The 20738-nt window shown below is 66.0% G+C and carries 14 protein-coding genes; 7 read left to right on the forward strand and 7 right to left on the reverse strand.

The window, feature by feature from the left end; all coding sequences use genetic code 11:
• The first annotated feature begins 118 nt into the window (after positions 1-118).
• The 4 genes from AC07NC_RS12985 to AC07NC_RS13000 all read left to right on the forward strand — a co-directional run bounded on the left by AC07NC_RS12985 (position 119) and on the right by AC07NC_RS13000 (position 7044).
• Positions 119-3010: a TonB-dependent receptor gene (locus AC07NC_RS12985; protein WP_494569800.1), complete on the forward strand. Its 2892-nt coding sequence runs from the start codon at positions 119-121 to the stop codon at positions 3008-3010.
• A 94-nt stretch (positions 3011-3104) separates the two neighbouring features.
• Positions 3105-5060 carry a glycoside hydrolase family 3 protein gene (locus AC07NC_RS12990; RefSeq protein WP_494569801.1) on the forward strand — a complete coding sequence of 652 codons (1956 nt, stop codon included), beginning with the start codon at positions 3105-3107 and terminating at the stop codon, positions 5058-5060.
• Between the two features lie 19 nt (positions 5061-5079).
• Positions 5080-6579 carry a tryptophan halogenase family protein gene (locus AC07NC_RS12995; RefSeq protein ID WP_035305407.1) on the forward strand — a complete coding sequence of 500 codons (1500 nt, stop codon included), beginning with the start codon at positions 5080-5082 and terminating at the stop codon, positions 6577-6579.
• Positions 6580-6807: 228 nt separating this feature from the next.
• Complete coding sequence (locus tag AC07NC_RS13000) at positions 6808-7044, forward strand: HipA domain-containing protein (RefSeq protein WP_230307510.1); 237 nt, start codon at positions 6808-6810, stop codon at positions 7042-7044.
• Between the two features lie 17 nt (positions 7045-7061).
• Here AC07NC_RS13000 and AC07NC_RS13005 read toward each other — a convergent pair whose 3' ends face one another.
• Entirely contained in the window at positions 7062-7571 is a 510-nt protein-coding gene (locus AC07NC_RS13005; RefSeq protein ID WP_197019686.1) for a nuclear transport factor 2 family protein, read from the reverse strand.
• A gap of 293 nt (positions 7572-7864) precedes the next feature.
• On the opposite strand from AC07NC_RS13005, the gene AC07NC_RS13010 reads away from it, so the two are divergent.
• From AC07NC_RS13010 to AC07NC_RS13020, 3 genes are read left to right on the forward strand one after another with little or no spacing between them, the layout of a single operon-like run.
• The gene (locus AC07NC_RS13010; protein WP_008261505.1) at positions 7865-8368 is read left to right on the forward strand and encodes a sigma-70 family RNA polymerase sigma factor; all 504 of its coding nucleotides are present in this window, start codon (positions 7865-7867) and stop codon (positions 8366-8368) included.
• Positions 8365-9345, forward strand: coding sequence for a FecR family protein (locus AC07NC_RS13015; RefSeq protein WP_494569802.1), 981 nt, complete (start codon positions 8365-8367; stop codon positions 9343-9345). The genes AC07NC_RS13010 and AC07NC_RS13015 overlap by 4 nt, the downstream gene beginning before the upstream one ends.
• A 46-nt stretch (positions 9346-9391) precedes the next feature.
• Positions 9392-12511: a TonB-dependent receptor gene (locus tag AC07NC_RS13020; RefSeq protein WP_494569803.1), complete on the forward strand. Its 3120-nt coding sequence runs from the start codon at positions 9392-9394 to the stop codon at positions 12509-12511.
• On the opposite strand, the gene AC07NC_RS13025 is transcribed toward AC07NC_RS13020, so the two are convergent.
• The 6 genes from AC07NC_RS13025 to AC07NC_RS13050 all read right to left on the reverse strand — a co-directional run bounded on the left by AC07NC_RS13025 (position 12495) and on the right by AC07NC_RS13050 (position 20723).
• Positions 12495-13112, reverse strand: coding sequence for a phospholipase domain-containing protein (locus AC07NC_RS13025; RefSeq protein WP_494569804.1), 618 nt, complete (start codon positions 13110-13112; stop codon positions 12495-12497). The two genes, AC07NC_RS13020 and AC07NC_RS13025, sit on opposite strands and share 17 nt — an antisense overlap.
• Positions 13109-13990, reverse strand: a complete 882-nt coding sequence (locus tag AC07NC_RS13030) for a glycerophosphodiester phosphodiesterase family protein (protein WP_494569805.1) — start codon at positions 13988-13990, stop codon at positions 13109-13111. The genes AC07NC_RS13025 and AC07NC_RS13030 overlap by 4 nt, the downstream gene beginning before the upstream one ends.
• Positions 13990-15291, reverse strand: a complete 1302-nt coding sequence (locus AC07NC_RS13035; protein WP_494569806.1) for a purple acid phosphatase family protein — start codon at positions 15289-15291, stop codon at positions 13990-13992. Before AC07NC_RS13035 ends, AC07NC_RS13030 begins: the two co-directional genes overlap by 1 nt.
• Positions 15292-15356: 65 nt before the next feature.
• Complete coding sequence (locus tag AC07NC_RS13040; protein WP_494569807.1) at positions 15357-18272, reverse strand: TonB-dependent receptor; 2916 nt, start codon at positions 18270-18272, stop codon at positions 15357-15359.
• A 121-nt stretch (positions 18273-18393) separates the two neighbouring features.
• Complete coding sequence (locus AC07NC_RS13045; protein ID WP_494569808.1) at positions 18394-19581, reverse strand: alpha/beta fold hydrolase; 1188 nt, start codon at positions 19579-19581, stop codon at positions 18394-18396.
• 29 nt (positions 19582-19610) lie between these two features.
• Positions 19611-20723, reverse strand: coding sequence for a cytochrome P450 (locus AC07NC_RS13050; RefSeq protein ID WP_494569809.1), 1113 nt, complete (start codon positions 20721-20723; stop codon positions 19611-19613).
• Between the last annotated feature and the right edge of the window lie 15 nt (positions 20724-20738).

The raw sequence follows: 20738 nt of genomic DNA on the forward strand, positions 1-20738 counted from the left end.
TCGTATTGCCAAAGACGAATAAGGCGGTATGGTGTTGGAAGCGCTTCCAATACGGCGCCAAAGAGATGGACGCCGGGCTCAAAGGGCCCGCGCCAAGGGAAACGTGAGGGGAGATCACATGCGCAGCGCATTTGCTGGGTTTCATTCAATTCGTCCGCGCGCGAGCGCGCTTCATCTGACGGCTTCGGCCCTGGCGCTGGCCATGGCGCTGCCGGCGGTCGCCGTCGCCCAGACGGCGCCGCAGACCGAAGACGGTGCGACGGAGGTGGAGGAGGTCGTCGTGACCGGGCTGCGGCGCGGCCTGGCGGATTCCATCGCCACCAAGCGTCGGGAGACCTCCATCGTCGAGGCCGTCTCTGCGGAGGACATCGGCAAGCTGCCGGACGTCTCGATCGCCGAATCCATCGCCCGGCTGCCGGGGCTGGCGGCGCAGCGCGTCAACGGCCGGGCTCAGGTCATCTCGATCCGCGGCCTGGCGCCGGACTTCACCACCACCTTGCTGAACGGCCGCCAGCAGGCCAGTTCGGGCGACAACCGGGCGGTGGAATTCGATCAATATCCGTCGGAACTGCTGTCCGGCGTGGTGATCTACAAGACGCCGGACGCCGAGGTGTCGGGCATGGGCCTGTCAGGCACGGCAGACCTGCAGACCGTGCGGCCGCTGGCGTTCGGCCAGCGCGCCCTCGCCGTGAACCTGCGCGGAGAGATGACCGAAGGCGACAAGCTGAACGACGACGTCCGCAACTACGGCGGTCGCTTCTCGATCAGCTATATCGATCAATTGGCCGACGGCACGCTGGGCCTGGCCCTCGGTTACGCCCATCTGGATTCTCCCTCCCAGAACAAGCACTACAAGGCCTACGGCTACGAGGCTTTCGGCGGCGCGTGTGAGCCGAGCGCCCCCGGCGCGACCTGCACCGTGGACTCGGTCCAGCCCGACAGCGCCGACACCGCGCTTCTGCTCAACGGCCAGGAGGTGTTCGCCACGTCACGCCTGAACCAGCGCGACGCCGTCATCGGCATCGTGGAATGGCGTCCGAATGATCGGCTGCACTCCATCCTCGATGTCTATTATTCCAAATTCGAGCAGGAAGAGACGACGCGGGGCGCCCAATGGTTCTCCAACCCCTATGCCGACGGCGCCTTCTTCACCGACGTCGTGACCGAGGACCGGGGCGGTTCGCTGTTCGGCCGCAGCGGCACGGTCAACAACGCCGTGCCGATCCTGCGCAACGACTACAACACCCGCGAGGACGAGATCTTCTCGATCGGTTTGAACACCGAATACGAGATCAACGACCGGACGCGGATCGTTGCGGACCTGTCCTATTCGAACAACCGTCGCCGCGAGACGATTCTTGAGACCTACGCTGGATATGGACGGGGGACGGGCGGGGTCACGCCGGGGACTCCGAACATCGGCCGAACCCTGGACGTCATCGACTTCACCGTGAACGACGACGGCTATCCGACCTATTCCGAAGGTCTGGACTATGCGGACGCCTCTCAGGTGACGCTGGGCGATCGCGCGCCCTGGGGCGGCTGGGGTCATGACGGCGCCATCCGCTTTCCGGACGTGGAGGAAAGCATCACCTCGACGGATCTGAAGATCCAGCGCGACATGGACGGTTTCTTCAACACCTTCACCGCCGGCGTGAACTACGCCAAGCGCGAGAAGTCCAAGCGCGTCGACGACTATGATCTGTTCCTCAAGAACGGCCGCCAGCAGGTCTATGTCGACGCCCAATATCTGGAAACCCCGGTCTCCTTGGCTTGGGCGGGCTTTGGAGACGTCCTCGCGGTCGACATGAGCCGGGCGCTCGACGTCTATTACGACCGCGCCCCGATCCTCGACGCCAACTATTTCGACAAGAACTGGGACATTGAGGAAGAGGTCACCACGGCCTTCGTTAAACTCGACTTCGAGGGCGGAAATTGGCGCGGCAATGTGGGCATGCAAGCCGTGGTCCAGAACCAGGAATCGACCGGTGTCGTCATCAACGGCACCGAGCCGGGCGCGCCCATCGATCCAATCTCGGTCACCAAGGGCGCCGACTATCTGGACATCCTGCCCAGCCTGAACCTGATCTACGACCTGGGCGGCGGCCACCGGCTTCGCTTTGCGGCCTCTCGCACCATGGCGAGGCCGCGCATGGACCAGATGCGCGCCAATGTGACGCCGGGCTTCAACTCTCTGGTCTGCTCGGGTCAGCCGTGTCCGTCGGGATCGACTGTCAATCCGTGGTCGGCGTCCGGCGGCAACCCGGAACTTGAGCCGTGGCGCGCCAACGCCTTCGACCTTGCCTACGAATGGTACGTCGACTCGACGACCTATCTGTCGATCGCCGGATTCTACAAGGATTTGGAGACCTATATCTATATTCAGAGCGGGACGTTCGACTTCAGCGGGATTCCCTTGCCCTCGACGGCGTCGTCTATCCCGTCGGATGTGACCATCAGTCCCATCGGTCAGATCAGTCTTCCGGCTAATGGCGACGGCGGCACGGTACAGGGGCTGGAAGTCAGCGGCGCATTGAACTTCGGCAACGTCTGGGCTCCGTTGGACGGACTAGGTATGTTGGGGAGTGTTTCCTTCACAGAGTCGGACCTGAATCCGGCCTTGCCAGGCCAAACCGTTCGGATCGCGGGACTATCTGGTACGGTTTACAATATCACCGGCTACTACGAGCGCGGCGGCTTCCAAGCGCGCATCAGCAAACGGTTCCGCAAAGCTTTCAAAGGCGATGTGGTGCAGTTGTTCGCGACGCGCGGCGAGACCGAAATCCTGGACGACGAGCAGATCGACGCCCAAGTCGGCTACACCTTCGAACAGGGGCCGCTGGAAGGCTTGGGCGTGCTGTTCCAGGTCAACAACCTGACCAACTCGCCTTACCGGACCCGCCTGGGACTGGACAGCGGCGGCACGACCACGGCGGACGGCGGTTCGCTGCCCGAAACCTATGAAGAGTACGGCCGGCAGTTCCTGTTCGGCGTCAACTACCGATTCTAGGGCGTCACTCTCCTAGCCCTTAGCCTCCGGGGCGAGGCGGCCATGCCGTCTCGCCCTCTTTTTTTGATCGATACCTGTAACCGAGAGACGGCGCATGACCTTCCGCAAGACCAAGCTTCTCCCGCTGCTGCTGCTGGCCGGATGCGCCCTGACGCCGATGAGCGCCGCCGCTCAGCAACAACGGACGGATTGGCCGGCCCTGACTGCAGCCTATGCGCCCAACGCCGCGATGGAGGCGCGGATCGCCCGCATCGTCGCCGGCATGACCCTGGCGCAGAAGGTGGGCCAGATGACCCAGCCGGACGTCCGCTACATCACGCCGGAGGAGGTGACGCAGTATTATATCGGCTCGGTCCTGAACGGCGGCGGCGCCTGGCCCGCCATGAACAAGCATGCGACCGTGGCCGACTGGGCCGCCCTGTCGGACCGCTATCATGACGCCGCTCTCGCCGCAGACATGACGGTGAAGATTCCGCTGATCTGGGGCACCGACGCGGTCCACGGGCACAACAACGTCTCCGGCGCGACGCTCTTCCCGCACAACATCGGGTTGGGCGCCGCCCATGATCCCGAACTGATTGAGCGGATCGGCCGGGCCACCGCGCGTCAGGTGCGGGCCACCGGCATCACCTGGGTCTTCGCCCCGACCCTGGCAGTGGGCGAGAACCGCCGTTGGGGCCGCACCTATGAGAGCTATTCCAGCGATCCTCAGCTGGTCGCCGAATACGGCGAGGCCCTGGTGCGCGGGCTGCAAGGGAATCTGACCGGCGACGGCGACGTGGTCGCCACGGCCAAACACTATATGGGCGACGGCGGCACCTTCAACGGCCAGGACCAGGGCGAGGCCCGTGCGAGCCTCAGCGAGATGATCAATCGCCACGGCGCCGGCTATTATTCGACCATCGAGGCCGGCGTGCAGACCGTCATGGCCTCCTACAGCAGCTGGAACGACGTCGCCGCCGGTCATGACTACGGCAAGATGCACGGCAGCCGCGAGATGCTGACCGACGTGCTGAAGGACCGACTGGGCTTCGACGGTCTGGTCGTGTCCGATTGGAACGGGATCGAGCAGGTCCCCGGCTGCACCAAGGCCGAATGCGCCCAGGCGATCAACGCCGGCATCGACATGATCATGGTCCCCGAGGACTGGAAGGCCTTCATCGGCAATACCATCGCCGACGTCGAAGCCGGGCGCATCCCGATGTCCCGCATCGACGACGCCGTGACGCGGATCCTGCGGGTCAAGATGCGCTCAGGCCTGTTCGACCGTGCGCCGTCGGAAAGCCGCTACAACGGGCAGGCCTCGGCCGTGGCCGCGACCGATCTGGCGCGCGAGGCGGTGCGCAAGTCGGTCGTCCTGCTGAAGAACAACGACCGCGCCCTGCCGCTGGTCCAGGGCGAGAAGATCCTGGTCGTGGGCGACAGCGCCGACAGCCTGTCCAACCAGACCGGCGGCTGGTCTCTGACTTGGCAGGGTACCGAGAACGTCAACGGCGACTTCGCCACCGGCGCCACCCTGTTGCAGGCTCTCACAGCGCAGTTCGGCGCGGACAACATCGTCTATTCCAGAGACGCCGTCGGCGTGGACGTGACCCGGTTCGCCAAGGTCGTGGTCGTCCTGGGCGAGACCCCCTATGCCGAATATCACGGCGATGTCCGCTTCCCCGCGCCGGTCCAGTACAGCCATCGCCGCCCGAACGACCTAGCCCTGCTGCACGCGGTTTCGGGCAAGGGGGTGCCGGTGGTCTCGGTGCTGTATTCGGGCCGGCCGGCCTACGCCAACGACCTGATCAATCTGTCGGACGCCTTCGTCGCGGCCTTCCTGCCCGGCACCGAGGGCGCGGGGCTGGCCGATGTGCTCTCGGGCGGTCGTTACGACTTCGCCGGGCGGCTGTCCTTCGCCTGGCCCGGTTCGGCCTGCAGCACCGGCGAACATGCGGGCGACGTGGTGCAGTTCGCGCGGGGCTTCGGACTCAGCTACGCCCGGCCCGCGACGACGGGTGAACTGCCCTTGCCGACCACCCCCGGCGTCTGCGACGCTGTCGACTGACAGCGTTTTGGGGGCGGATGTGCGGCAACTGAAGACAATCCTGATCGTCGGCGGCGGTTCCGCGGGCTGGATGGCCGCCGCCCTGTTCTCCAAACTGTTCAAGGGGCTTTATGACATCACCCTGATCGAGTCCGAGGCCATCGGCACGATCGGGGTGGGCGAGGCGACGATCCCGGCGATCAAGACGTTCAACGAACTGATCGGCCTGGACGAGAACGACTTCATGCGCCGCACTCAGGCCAGCTTCAAACTGGGCATCCAATTCGTCGACTGGGACCGGGTCGGATCAAGCTATATCCATGGCTTCGGCGTGATCGGCCGGGATCTGAAATGGCTGCGCTGCCATCAGTACTGGCTGAAGATGCGGGCTGAGGGGAAGGTGTCCGACCTCGCCGCCTATTCGATCAATACGGCGGCGGCCCTGCAGAACCGCTTCATGCGCGCCGACCCGAAACGACCGGGCTCGCCGCTGGGCCATATCGCCCACGCCTTCCATTTCGACGCCGGCCTCTACGCCAAATATCTGCGCGGGATGTCCGAGGCGGCGGGCGTGCGCCGTCGCGAAGGCAAGGTCGTCTCGGTCCAACTCAGGCCCGAGGACGGGTTTGTGGACTCTGTCACGCTTGAGGATGGAGCGGTCGTATCGGCCGACCTGTTCATCGACTGTTCGGGGTTCCGCGGTCTGATCATCGAGCAGGCGATGAAGACCGGGTACGAGGACTGGTCGCACTGGCTGCCGTGCGACCGGGCGATGGCCGTGCCCTGCGCGCGGACCGAGCCCTTTACGCCCTATACCCGCTCGACCGCCCGCCCGGCCGGCTGGCAGTGGCGTATTCCGCTGCAGCACCGCACGGGCAACGGGCACGTCTATTCCAGCCGCCATATGGACGACGGAGAGGCCGAACAAATCCTGCTGTCGAACCTGGACGGCGCCCAGATGGCGGAACCAAATCGAATCCGTTTCGTCGCCGGCAAGCGTCGTCAGATCTGGAACCGCAACTGCGTGGCGGCGGGCCTGGCCTCCGGTTTTCTCGAGCCGTTAGAATCGACCAGCCTGCACCTGATCCAATCCGTGCTGATCCGGCTGGTGCGCCTGATGCCGGACGCCGGTTTCGATCCGGCGACCATCGCCGAGTTCAATCGTCAGACCGATTTCGAATACGAGCGGATCCGCGACTTCATCATCCTGCACTACAAGGCTACGGAACGCGACGACACGCCGTTCTGGCGCTATTGCCGCGACATGGATGTCCCTGTGACGTTGGAGCGGAAGATCGACCTGTTCCGCGCCAACGGCCGGATATTCCGCGAAGACGACGAACTGTTCGCCGAGGAAAGCTGGATACAGGTGCTGCTGGGGCAAGGGATCATCCCGGTCGGCTATGACCCGCTCGTCGATGTGACGCCGGAACCGGACATTGAGCGGTACCTGGCGGATGTGGAGACCGTCATAGGCAAGTGCGTCGCCCTGATGCCGTCTCATGCGGACTATGTCGCCAAGGCGTGTCCGGCTGCGTGAAGGGCGCGCTGTCGCTTGCCTCGCATTGGGAATACGGACTGCCGCGATCCCTTGAGAACGGCTTCGGCGCCAGAGCAGCCCGATGCGGCGCAAGCAGGGCGATCCATAAGTGAGCCAGGCTCAGAGCGTCTCAAAAGCCGTTGCGAGCCGGGGCAGGCGTGATCGTATCGCGCTCTAGATCGACGCGTGCAGGGGCTCGTGAAAATCGGCGGCATCGGGGCGAGGGCCGTGTCCGTCGCGCTGTCGGCCATCGGCGGCACGGACGTCCACGCCAAGAACTACGCGTTTCTCATTGCGGAGGAGGGCCAGGTGCGGCTGGCGCCGCTCTACGACATCTCCAGCGCCCTACCGTATGACGGGCTGCAGTATCAGCGTCTGAAGCTGGCGATGAAACTCGGCGGCGAATATTATCTGCGCGACATCGGCCCCGTCAGGTCGCCAGGTTGGCGACCGAACGCCAAATGAGATAGCCGCGTCGTTGCCTAGGGCAAAGGTCCGTGATCGTAACTGAAGACGCGGGCCAGTTTCCAAGAACCGCCTTCGAGCTTCCACATTTGAGCAAATCGAGCTCGGCCGACACGGCTCTCTTCGCCGTCGCCCTGACGTTCATAGAAGACATGCTCGCCGGTTTCGACGGCGCCATACTGCTCTATCGGGAAGACGGCGACGGTTTCGTCCAAGGCTTCCCGGCGCGACCGCCACGCGTCCGGAGCATCTCGACCCTTACAGCGCGTGGCGTACTGGGCGACGAAAGCGTCACCGTCTGTCGCGACCAGGCCGCCGCGGTCATCAAAGAATTCGAAGTCGTCGGTCACCATGGCGCGGAGGGCGGCGGGGTCGCACCGCTCCATGAACAACTCGAAGAGACGGGCGTCCGCTGCAACGACCTGGGATCGCAGGTCAGGGCGACCTGCTGCCATGGTAGGGGCCGCGCCCACCGTCAAACCGAGCGCGATAAAGCCTGCAACAAGCGTCTTGATTTCAGAGCTCACGAAACACTTCTCCAAAATGGGCGGGTGGACTCTTCGCCGGTCAGGCACCGGCAGCACAACTGCAGAAGGCGATCCTGTGTCGCCATGGGCCTGGGAAAATGGCGAAGGTGAGCAACAAAGCCCGCGTCAGCCCCATGACGGTATTCACATGCCGTCTGCGGCGCGCCCCTATCAAGTTAAGCTTAGGCAATGCTCCAGGTCGTTCCGCCGCTCGATTATTCGTCGGACTGTTTTCGCACCGTCATCGTTGAGCCGTAAAAGCGCGGCCCAACGGGTGCGCCCGCGGGGGTAGGATGTCTGTTCAGGATCTGAGTGCGGGGCGATTGCTGGCGAAGAACGCCGTGCGTCTGCGCGCCTTTGTCCGCAGCCGGGTCCACAACGACGCCGACGCCGACGACATCAGCCAGGAGGCTTACGCCCGCGTCCTGGCCCGATCCCGGGCCACGCCGCTGAAAGATCCGGTGGCCTACGCCTTTCGGGTCGCGCTCAATCTGCTCAGCGACCAGAGGCGCCCCGGCGCCCCGGATGTGAACGAACCGATCGACGACGCGGCGGCCTCGGACGCGCCCTCCCCATTCGAAGTTCTCGACATGAAGCAGAGAGCGGACCTTTTCACCCGCGCGCTTCAACGCATGCCCCGGCTCAGGCGAGAAGTCTTTGTTTTGCGCCAGTCCGCCGATCTCAGCTATCCGGAGATCGCCGCGCGGCTGAACATCTCGGTCGAGGCAGCCCAGAAGCACTTCAGTCGCGCCGCCCTCGAAGTGCGCAAGGCGGTGGACATGGAGCGTGCGCGATGAAGAATTCTGCGCGCGTCTCTGAAGAACAGGCCGCCCTTTGGGCCGACCGTCGGCGTCACGGCGAAATGGACGACGCGGCGGACGAGGCGCTGCGCGCCTGGCTGGCCGCAGCGCCGGAGCGCGCCCGACTGCTGGAGGCCCAGGAGCGGTTGCTCGCCGATCCGGCCTTGGCGACGGCCAGCGCAACACTGGCGGCTGAAGCGGGCCGGCGTCGGCGCGCCTGGCGGGTTCGGCCCCTTCCACTCTCGCCATCCCTCTGGGCCGGCGGCATGCTGGCCGCGGCCTCCGTGACGCTCGCCGTGCTGATATGGCCGTCCCAGCCCGCCCTGGTTGAACAGAGGCTGGAGGGAACGGCGGGACGCAGCCTTCAAGCGGCGCTGGAAGACGGCTCTTCGGTCCAGCTGAACGGCGACAGCCGGGTCCGCACGGCCTTCGGCCCGGAACGGCGGGACGTCTGGCTGAGCGGGGAAGGCTTCTTCTCGGTGGCCAAGGACGCCAGACGCCCCTTCTCGGTCATCACGGCCACACATCGAATCACGGCCCTGGGCACGCGCTTCAACGTCGATGAACGCAGCGGCGGCGCGGTGGAGGTGACGGTCCTGGAAGGCCGGGTCGAGGTGGTGCCTTTGAACCACCCCGAGCGCGGCCAGGTGCTGAACGCAGGCGGTCGATTGCTGAGCGACGGCGCGACCGCCCGAGCCGGAGCGATCGAACGCCTGGACCCGGAGGTCAGGGCGCCGGACTGGACCGAGGGATGGATCGACGCGGACAATATGAGCCTGGCCGATCTGCTGATCGAGTTGAAACGCCGATCGCCCGGCCTTCAGGCCGAACTCGCCGATCCCGCCCTGAGCCGACGCCGGATCAGCGGGCGGTTCGCCGCTTCTCGACCGCAGGACGTCCTGACCGTGGTCGCGGACATGCAGGATCTGACGCTTCGCAGGGACGCCTCCGGCCGTCTGCTGATCGATCGGTGAACCCAGGATGGGAACGGGCCGCGCAAGGTTTTGGAGCGCAGCAGCGGTGACGAGCCTGTGGCTTGCGGCGGGCGGCGCCGCGGCTCAAGCCCATGCCCCGGCCCCGGCCCCGTTCGCCGCCGCCGCCGACCAGACCCCGCACAGGTTTCGGATTTCCAGCGGCCCTCTTGCCCAGGCCCTGCGTGATCTTTCCCGGCAATCGGGCATGGCCGTTCTGGCCGACGCCGATCTGATGAACGGACGTCGCACAGCGCAGTGGCAAGGCCGAACCACCGCCTGGAACGCCCTGACCCGGCTGCTGGCCCCCCATCCGGACCTGCAGGGCCGCATCGTCGGCGAGACCCTGATCATCGAGCGGGCGCAGGCTGCGCCGGCGCCGACGACCGTGACCCAGCTCGAGGAGGTGGTGGTCCTGGGCCGCAAAGGGGCCCTCCAGGAGGCTCTGGAGATTAAACGGGCCTATGACGGCGTCAGCGATGTGGTCAGCGTCGACGACCAGGGCCTGCTGCCCACCAACAATCTGGCGGAAAGCCTTGCGCGCCTGCCCGGCGTCAACGCCGTCAGAAACCACCAGACCGGCGAAGGCGATCGCCTGACGATCCGCGGCATGTCGACCGAATGGAACGCCTATCGGATCAATGGCGTGCGCCTGGGCGGCGCCGGGTCGCGGGCGGACAAATTCTATCGTGGCGTCCGCCTCAGCTATCTGCCGCCCGAAGGAATCCAGAACCTGATCGTGCGAAAGACCCTGACGCCCGATCTGGACGGAGACGCCCTGGGCGGCCTGATCGACATTCAAACCCCGACGGCCTTCGACGCCGACCGCGACTATGTGCGGCTGTCGGCGGAAAACGGCTGGTTGACCCGGTTCGACCGACCGAAGTCGGGCAAGTTGGCCTTGGCCGTCTCGCGCCGTCTCTCGGATCAGCTGGGCCTCTTCGTCGCCGCCAACTGGAGCGACGCCCGCTCGCAATTCGAGATGGTCGGCGGCGAGAGCGACGACCTGCCGCCCGTCTGGTTCGACACCTTCTATTCGACCGGCTGGGATTTCGACCGTTTCATCATGAGGGGCATGGAACTGGCCGTCGGCGAGACCCAGGTGCGCCGCCTTGGGGTGAACGGGAGCCTGGATTGGCGAGGCGGGAAGCAGGAGCTTCACCTGCGGCTTCAGTACAACCGCTACGAGGGCGAGGAGTACCGGAACCGTCTGAATTTTCGGAACGACGGCCTGGCGGGAACCGAGCGGCTGGTCCAGGTGGACAGCGGTCGAACCGGCCTGGCGCAGCCGAACGAGATGGTGGTCGGTTCGGATTCGGATTTGGGGCGCATCTACGGCTACTCGACTGCGGACATGAAGGATGTGGACGGGGATGGGCGGATCACCGACGCCGACCGCGACGTCCGCTCCGTCTATAGTCTGGCCGGCGCATCGGGCGTGTGGGATCCGATGGGCTTCCGACTGAGACGATTCTGGGAAGCGACGCGGGAATCCGGACTGTTGTCGTCCATCACCGTGGGCGGACGGCGGTGGGACGGGCCGTGGCGGATCGACTATGATGTCTCGCTGTCGCGCTCTCAGGATGATCTGGACGAGGGCGCGCTCCTGGAATTCAGGACCGACGCCGTCGAATGGCTGGGCAATCGCGGCGTCCGGGTGATCGAGACCGACGATCCGCGCTTTCGCCTGTGGGGGCTCAATCCCGCCGGCATGGCGGCGGTTCAGGATCCGGCCGCCTATGATTTCAGACATCTGGGCGATGAGTGGGAACAGACGTCCGAGACCCTGGCCCAGGCCCAGTTCGGTCTGACCTATACGCCGACCGGCGGCTGGCTGGAGTCGGTCCAGGCCGGAGGGCGCTATATGCACTCCAACCGCCGCAGCGCGGGAGGCGCTCGCCCCGATCTGATCGGTCCGGAGACCCTGGCCGATCTGGAAGGGCTGTTCGGCGCGCCGGTAACTGACCTGTTCGACGGCCGCTATGTCGGGGACCACCGGCTGGGCGTGGTCTTGGACAGCCGACGGATGTCGGCCGAGATCGAACGGGCCTATCGCGGCGACAGCGCCTACTTCACCGTAGACCCCGAGTTCGAGCCCCAGGCCGACGCCGAGAGGTTCCGGCTGAAGGAACAGGCGGCGGCCGGCTATGTCATGGCCGCAGCCCGATGGGCCGGAACGGAGATCACGGGCGGCGTGCGGGTCGAGCACACCCGATCAAAGGTGAGTTTTCCCATTCTGGATGCGCTCCGTGGCGACGGACGGGATCAACGTCGAAACAGTTTCACCAATGTCCTGCCCTCGCTGCATCTGCGGCGCGCCCTGGAGGGCGACAAGGTCTTGCGGGCGGCGATCTGGACCAGTTTCGCCCGACCGGACATCGCCCGAATGACGTCGGCGCGGCAGTATGTCTACGATCAGGATCCCGACCGCGACGGCGAGGTCAATCCCGAGGCGGACTGGATCCTTCAGGAAATCCGCCAAGGCAATCCGGACCTGAAGCCTATGGAAGCCATCGGCTATGATCTGTCGCTCGAACACTATGGCCGATCGACAGCCTGGTCGGCGGCCCTGTTCCACAAGGACATTCATAATTTTCTCTATAGGGCCTCAACCAGTTCGATCCGCGACGGCGGACTGATTGACCGCGGGGATGAGAACGGGACGCCCGTGCGGGCCTACGCCAACGGTCGGCGGGCGCGGATCAGCGGGGTCGAACTGGCGATACGCCACGGCCTGGACTGGGCGCCCGCCCCGCTGGATGGGCTGGGCGTCACGGCCAATCTGACCTGGCAGGTCAGCCGCGCCGACGCCAACATCGCCTGGCGCGTCGGCGATCGGCTTCCCTTTACGGAGACGCCCGAGACCCTGGCGTCCGTCGAACTGTTCTGGCAGGGCGGCGGATGGGAGGCGGCGGCCGGCTGGAGCCGCCAGGGCGGCTTCCTCGAAGGTATGGATAGTTTCGCCAACGACCCCTACGAACAGGCCTACAGTTTTGTGGACATCAGCCTTCGACGACGGTTGGGCGGCGACGGCCTGGCGTCGATTCAGATCCGCAACCTGCTGAACAGCCATACCTATTGGTACACCTTCGGCTCGGGGCCGGAGGATTTGAGGGAGTACATCCGCACCGGGCCGACGGTGACCCTGGCGATCAGCCGCAGCTTCTGAGCGGATCCTGCGACGCCAGGCGGCCCGCGAACCTTCGGCTGAAGGCGCCGCCGAGGCGCGAAACGGTCAGGTCGTAGGCGCCGTCCGGCAGGACCGGAAGTCGCAGGCGCAAGGGCGCTCCAGCGCTCAGCCTGTAGCGACGCGTGGGACACAGGCCCGTCTCGTCATTGACGCAGAACCAGGCGTCCTCGGCCGGGACGATCTCCAGGATCAGGCCCCGACCTCGGCGCGGCTCTTTCAGGCGCGCCGCGACAGGACCGTCTTCGGCCAGACAGCCGGAGAAGCGCCTGCAGAAGCCGTCGGGTCCGAGCAGGCGCAGATCATAGGGGTCGGCCGTCCGGATCAGTTCGACCTGCTCGCCGGGCGGCAGGCTGAAGGCGTCCATGGACGCCGACGGCTGATGCGCATCGAGGATCTGAAGATGCGCCACATCGCCGCCGGCCGCGTTGCACACCGTCAGCAAAAGCTCATCCTGGGCGAAGTCAAAGCGATCCGTCACGGAGAGGCTGCACGACCCGGAAAGATCGCGCGTCTTTGTGGTCAGGCGGGGATTGAAGGCGCCGCCCGCTCGGCCCCCGCGCCTTTGCATGGCTTCGATCATGGCAGCGCCGCGAGCCCGCAGTCGCTCACGGCGCGCCGAAGGCCCCGCGGCCGATCCGTCTGAATCACATTGGCGTCCAGGACCAGCAGTCCCTCCAGCCGGAGACACAGGTCGGGCGCCCGGACCGCCAAGGCCTCATCGACATCGCCCAGACTGTTGACCCAGATCCGCGCCGGCAGGGCCCGAGCCCCGTTGCGGAGCTGCGGGGTCAGAGACTCGGGGTCGCCGTGAATGATCGTCACCGCCGGCAGCCCCTCGACGGCGGCGGCCAAGCCGTCGGGACGGCTGACGCGCGGCATGAGCAGGGCGCGCGGCGCGAGCTCACGCACCGCCCGCAACACCGCCCCGTCGGAGTCGAAAAAGACGACCTGGTCCGTCATTCCCAGCCCCTGCACCGCCGCGACCACGGGGCCGATGCGATCCGTCTTGAGGTCCAGATCAACCAGCACCCGTCCGCACGTCTTGCGAAGCGCCTCGACCAGGGTCGGGGGCGGCTCGGAACTGTCTTCCAGCCGCAGGCGACGCAGTTGGGCGTAGGTCAGGCTCTCGGCCTCGCCGGCGCCGCCGGTGGTCCGAGCCACCGTATGATCGTGCATCAGAAAGGGCACGCCGTCGGCGGAGACCTTGACGTCGATCTCCACGATGTCGGCGCCCTCGCGCACCGCTTCGTCGATGGCGGCCAGCGAGTTCTCGGGCGCGTCGAGGTGGCCGGCCCGGTGTGCGGCGATCAGCAGGGCGCCGCGCGGCTTCGCCAGTTCGGCCTGAAGGCGCGACATGACGGCGGTCTGCCCGCAGACCGGATCGGCCAGGGCCGGCGTCGCCGCCAGCCCCGCCGCCCATGCCGCGAGCAGCCCGACGATCGCGGTGCGCGCTATCACTACTGGTCCTCGCGCCGCAGGATCAGCTCCGGCGTCGCCGGCTTCAGATCGGTCAGGCGCGCCGGACCCGCGCCGGGCTTGTCCAGTTGGAAGGCGTCGTACGGAGCGCCGTCCATGGTGAAGGCTCGCACCGTCAGTCGGTCGCCGGCCGCCTCGACCTGCTGGAACACCTGCACGCCGCTGGCCTTGCGGTCGGTCCAGTTCAAGTCGCCCAGCGGATACTGTTTCGGCCCGACGTTGGAGACCATATAGACCGGGCCCTGATCGTGGGGGCGGCCGCGTCCATAGGTGTGGTCATGGCCGGCCAGAACCAGGTCGACGTGATAGCGGTCGAACAGGGGTTGCAGCACGGCGCGCAGTTCCTCGCCACTGCGGCCCCGGGCGGTGGAATAGAGGGGGTAGTGCAGGAAGACGACCGTCCAGCGCGACGGGTTGTCGGCCAGTTGCCGCTCCAGCCAGGCCACCTGATCCCGCGCGGCCTGGGGGTCTTCGTCGATCATGTCGGCGTCGAGCGAGATGATGCGCATGCCCTGATAATCGACCCGATACACGGTCTCGGTCAGCATGTCGGACGGGCCGTTCTCGGGCAGGGTGAATTGCAGCCGCCACTGGGGCGCCAGCATTTGCGGGGTCTCGCCCTGGGGCTTCATGTATTCGTGGTTGCCCGGCGTCATCAGCGACGGGGTCTCGGCCAAGCGGTGGGCGTCCATATCGAACCATTCGCCCCATTCCGCGTCGTTGTCGGCCCGGTTGATCAGGTCGCCGGCGAACAGCATGAAGGCCGCGCCCGGGGTCTGGCGCAGGGCGCGGCGCACGGCCAGGCCGCCCATGGAGCGGATGTCGTTCTGGACGTCGCCCATATAGAGGAAGGTGAAGGGGCGAACCTCGGCGGCGGCGGTGTTGACCTGGCGCCAGGGCGACCAGGCGCCTTCCTTGCCCACGCGATAGACGTACTGGGTGTCAGGCGTCAGGCCGGTCAGCCGCACGCTGTAATAGTCGGCGGCGACGTTCTGTTCGTCCCGCGTCGTGAAGGCGGCGGAGGTGCGCTGTGCGGGCAGGCGAACAGCCTGGGCAGGGTAGGCCGGCCCCGGCGTCAGGGTCGCGTATTCGATGAAGCCGTCGCCTGCGCCCGCTTCGGCGCGCCAGTTGAAGGCCAGGCTGGTCGAGGGCGTCTCGGTCAGATTGACGATGACGCGTTCGGGCAGGGAAGCCGTCTGGGCTTGCGCCGGGACGGCCTGGAGGGCGGCGAAGGCCAGGACGCTGCAGGACAGGGTCGCGGCGAGGCGCAGGGACAGGCGCATGGAGTATCCTCGATGTCAGGAAAAGGAGCCGCTCGCGGGAAATCTCCCGCGAGCGGCAGGCGCGATCAGAGCCGCCAGTTCAGGTTCAGGCTCAGGTAACGACCGTTCTCGATGTAATCGCGGACGCCGCCCTTTCCTTCACCGAAGGTGTAGAAGTAGGTGTAGTTGTCCAACAGGTTCTGCACCTTGAAGGTGGCCGTCAGGTTCGGCGTGATCTGACGCCGCGCCATCAGGTCCACGAAGTGGTAGTCCTGTTCATAGGGATCGTTGCCGAAGTCCTCGATGTCTTCCAGAGACACGTCCTGATAGTTGTAGGCCACATAGGCCTCCCAGCCGTTGCGCTCCCAGAACAGTTCCAGGTTCACGATGTGGTCGGGGGTTTCCATAAAGGGCAGGGTGTAGCCCTCAGGGTGCCAGGACAGGCCGGTTTCGGCTTCCGAGCGCTGGATGGTGGCGTTCGCCGCCACGCCCAGCCCGTCGAACGGCGCCGGCAGCCAGTGGAGCTGCTGGCGGGCGTTGATCTCGACGCCGCGGATCTCGGCCTTGCGACCGTTCATCGGCATGGAGACGGGCACGCCCGACGGATCGTCGAACTCGCCCTCCGTGCCGTCCCGAATGACCGACGACGAGGAGCGGAACAGGAACTTGTCCAGATCCTTGTAGAACAGCGCGACGGAGTAGGCGCCCGTGCGTCCGTTGTAATATTCCGCCGACAGGTCGTAGTTGACCGAGGTCATCGGCTCGAGATCGGGATTGCCTTGGACGACGCCGGTCAGCACCCATTCGCTGGTCGGGTTGGTCACGCCGTCGCCGTCGGGATCGCCGTCGTAGCTGTATTCCTTGACCGAGGTCATCCGTTTGATGTCCGGACGCGAGACGCTGGTCCAGATCGCCGCCCGCAGCTTGGCGTTCCGGCTCACGTCATAGTTGACGTGGATCGAGGGCAGCCAGTTGGTGAAGCCCGAGGTGTCGGTGGTGTAGTCCTCGCCCCGCACCGGGTCTTCGGTCCAGGCGCGGATGTCGTTGCTGGTGTCTTCGACCCGCACCCCGGCGATCACTTCGGCCGCGCCGAAACGAGCCGTGCCCATGACATAGGCCGACACCACCTGTTCGTCGTAGAACCAGGTCGAGGCGTAGTCGATCGAGTCCGTCTCGTTCAGCGTCAGCAGGGTCGAGTTCCCCGCCTTGGCGCGTTCGATCTCGGCCATCATCTTGTCGGTGTCGATGACGGGGCCGAGTTGGTACTGGCCGGTGTAACGGCCGTCGAACATGTCGGTGATCGCTTCGCCGAACAGGGCGGAATAGTCGGCCATGGTGCCCCGGGGCTCCAGGTCGATCAGCGAACCTTCCAGGCGTTCACGCTCGGACTTGTAGTATTTGGCGCCGGCGCGGACCTCTTGCAGCCAGGAGCCGGTCGGCTCGTAGCGCAGGTTGAACTGGGCCTGGTTCAGGGTTTCCTTGGCGCCGCCGTAGCTGCCGCTCAGGCTGGAGGCGGTGTACTGGGTCAAGTCCTGGACGCCCGCCATGCCGGCGGGGTTCAGCACCCATTTCAGGTACTGCGGATCCCCCTGGCTGACGATCTCGACGCCTTCGTTGCCCTTCCAGAGATAGGCGTTGCGGCCGAAATACATCTCGTAGCTGTCGACGATATTGTCCTCGGACTCCGAGTGGGACAGGTCGTAGTCGAGGGTGAACTGGCCGAGGCGGCTCTCGCCCCCGAAGTTGACCATCTGCAGCACGCCCTCGGTCGTGCCGCCTTCCCAGTAGCGACGCAGGCGGAAGCCCTTGGGATCCCATGACCCCGACGAGCCGTTCAGGCTGTAGTATCCGTTGGAGCCCTTGTCGGCGTCGGTGATCACCCCATCCTTGTCGCGGTCAACGATCTGGGCGGTGGTGTAGTTGTAGATGGCGCCCTTGGGGCCATAGCCGATGACGGCGTTCGCGGGCTGGGTCAGGTCGCCGCGCGACTTGTCGACCTGCTCCAGGCGCGCCGAGGCGCTGGTGCCGGCCTCGTTGCGGAAGTTGAGACGGTTTCTGAACTGGGTCTCTTCGTACTCATTGTACTGGCCGCGCAGGTGGAAGTCGTGGTGGTCGCCGCGCCAGTCCAGCGAGCCGTTGAAGCCCCAACGGGTCACGTCGGTGTCGCCAGTGGACATTTCCAGACCGCGGGTCACGAAGGTCTGAGGATCGAAGTCCAGGCTCTGGGTCGTGCTGTACCAGGTGCGGGGCATGTTATCCCCGGAGTTGCCGACCTGCTCGAACTGCGAGGCGCGCTCCGAATAGTTGCCGGTCACGAACAGGCCCAGCCGCTCCGAGAACTGCTTGCCGAAGGCGACGTCGGCCGCCCACGAAGTCCGGTCGTCGCGCTGTTGCAGCAGGGTGCCCTCGATCGAACCGGCGACGTGGGTCGGGTCATAGTCGAAGGCTGTCGGCGTCTTGATGTCGATGGTGCCGCCGATGGCGTCGCCGTCCATATAGGGCAGCAGGCTCTTGTAGACGGTGATCGCATCGACGCCCGACGTCGGCAGGAAGCTGAGGCGCACGCCGCGGAAGAAGTTGTCGCCCGGCGATCCGGTGCCGCCCATGCGCACGCCGTTGACGGCGTAGGCGTTGTATTCGGTCGCCATGCCCCGGATCACCACCCGGTCGCCTTCGCCGGTGAAGTGGTTGCGGACCGCCGACACGCCGGGAATGCGCGATGCGGCCTCGGTCAGGTTGGACGAGGGCAGCTTGCCCATATCGTCGGCGCTGACGCTGTCCGAGATCATGTCGCTGTTGCGCTTCTCGTCGATCGAGCGGCGCAGGCCCTGCAGATAGCCGGTGACGACGACTTCATCGAGGACGGCGGGGTTGGGTTGCGCCGCCGTTTGCGCCTCGGACGAGGTCGATTGCGACTGCGATTGGGCCGCCGCCCATTGCGGAAAGGCCGCGATCAACGCCAGGCCTCCGGCCGCCGCCAGATAGCGAGATTTGGTTTTCATGATGTAGTCCCCCGTGGTCTGCCTAGGCGCAGACGACAGAGAGACTGAACGACCCGAACAAGCTGACAGGCGTCGTCAATATTTCATATGCACGTCGTCAATCTGTACTGGACAATCAACCTCAGATATACAGATCTGCCCCGTCATTGACGAACCGGCAACCTTCTTCGGCTCCGTGCCGAGGCTTTGCGCCGCGATGCCGCACGGGCCGCAAGGGTAGGGGGATCGTCCAGCCCGGACCACACTGAGCCTTCGGCGTAGGGCGCGGCGCCGAATGTTGAAGCGGCGCCGCGCTCCGTCCCGGTCGAGACCCGGCCGGTTCAGCCGGAGACCGGCATTGGACGGCGGCGGGGAGGCAGACGCTTGCGGCCTGGGGCAGGGCGTCGCCCCTGGCCATTGTTCTCGCGCCCATTCCGTCTGGCGCGGCGGATCCGGTCTCCGCCGTGTCCGGCGCGTATCCGGCTGACTTCAGAAACCGGATCATGGACTGGTTGAACAGTTCCGGGCTCTGCCAAGGCGCGAAATGCCCGCTGTCCGCCAGATACTGAAGACCGGCGCCCGGGATGGCGTCCGCTATATAGGCGGCATGCTGTGGCGTTATGAACTCATCCTTCGAGCCCGCGACGATCAGAACCTGGGGCGCCCGGATCAGGGCGAGTTGACCGGGGCCGTAGTGAAGTCGCGTTGTCTGCATGGTCCTGACCGCCCGGGTCAGCCCGGAGAAATCCGGGGCGGGCGAGAGCTCGGCATAATCGGCGGCGAGGCGGGGCCCCACCTGCCGCAGGATCGGCGCATCGCCGGCGTCCTTGCGGACACCCTGCAGATCCATATTGGCGCCGAACGCATAGATGGGGCCGAGTTGATCGCCTCGGTCCATGCCGAGCACGAGCGCCGTTATGGCGCCGTCGCTCCAGCCTATGATTGCGGGTCGGTTCAACTGCAGATGATCGATCACCGCTCCGACATCCTCGGCCAACTGATCGTAGCTCAGAGGTGTCGAACCCAGGGTGCTGCGACCGTGGCCCCGGCTGTCAATGAGGATGACCTGATAGCCGGCGTCAAGGAGAGCGGGGACCTGTCGGCCCCAGGCCCTGTGGCTGGACAGTCCTCCGTGCAACAGGATCACAGGGGGACCGCTGCCGATCACGCCGTACCAGAGATGGGCAGCCTCTCGCCAGACGCCGCCCTGTATGGGGATCCTGGGCAGGGCGCGCTCGGGCGGCAGGCTTTCGAGCGAGGATGGGTGCGGCGAACAGCCGAGAAGGCCGGGCAAGAGGACGAGCCCCAGACCGAGGGCGCGCCATGTCATGCCGCGCGATCGTTTGAAGTGGATCTGGGTCACCACGTCACCTGCAATCCGCCGATGCGTCGGATCCCCGCATAACCTTCCACCTTGACCGGCGGTCCAGCGAGGCGAAGCCCGGGCAGCTTGCGGCAAAGGGCCATCAGACCCTCTTCAAGTTCCAGTCGGGCCAGGGCCTCGCCGATGCACCGATGCGCGCCGGCGCCGAACGCCATGTGCCAGCGAACATGATCTTGCCGGTTGATGAGGAAGGCGTCCGGATCCTGGAAGCGGGCCGGATCGCGCATGGCGGAGAGGGTGGACAGAGACACCAGATAGCCGGCCGGAATGACCATGCCGTCCAGCGTGATCGCCTCTGTCGAAAACCGGGGGAAGGAGCCCACCGGCGGTTCGAACCGCAGCGCCTCCGCCACGGCCGCACGCGCAAGTTCAGGATTGTCGCCATAGTCGGACCAGTTTGCACCGCGCTCGGCCAAAAGGCTGACCTGCACCGCCAGTGCGCCCCGGGTCGTGTCGCTGGCGCCGATGATCAAGGTCACGATCTGGACGGCGGCTTCGGCCTCGGTCAGATCGCCCGCGCCGATGGCGGCGAGCATGTCTTCAAGCAGCGCGGCGGGGGACGTCTGGCCTGAAGCCGCTTCGGCTAGACGCGCCTTCACATAGTCTGTGAGCCAGCGGGCCCCATCGACCATTCGGTCCATATCTTCGCCGGGCAGGGCCGGCGCAAAGGCGGGAGAGACTTTGTAAACCGCCCGGGCGAACTCTTGCGCGTCGCTCGCCGGGGCGCCGAGGAGCTGGCTCATCACCAGGGGCGGCAGGGGCGCGCAGAACGCTTGGACCAGGTCCGCCGCGCCATCGGCCTCAAAGCCGTCGATCAAGCCTTCGGCGGCCGTCCGCACCGTATCGCGCAGGGACTCGATGGCCCGGAAGGCGAAGGTGCGCGACAGGGGCGCCCGTCGTCGGCGATGCGCCTCACCTTCTGACAGCAATACGGATGTCGCCAGGAGGTCGAACAGCGGACCCGGCGGGACGCCCCGCATGCGCGCATAGAGAGCGCCGTCGATCTGCTGCGTCCTGGGATCGTTGAGAAGCCGCTCGACATCATCCGCGCGGAGAACAAGGCAGGCCCCGTCCTCTCGTTGGATCACGGGGCTCTTTGAACG

It is taken from the genome of Brevundimonas sp. GW821-FHT10A07 (genome assembly GCF_059415785.1).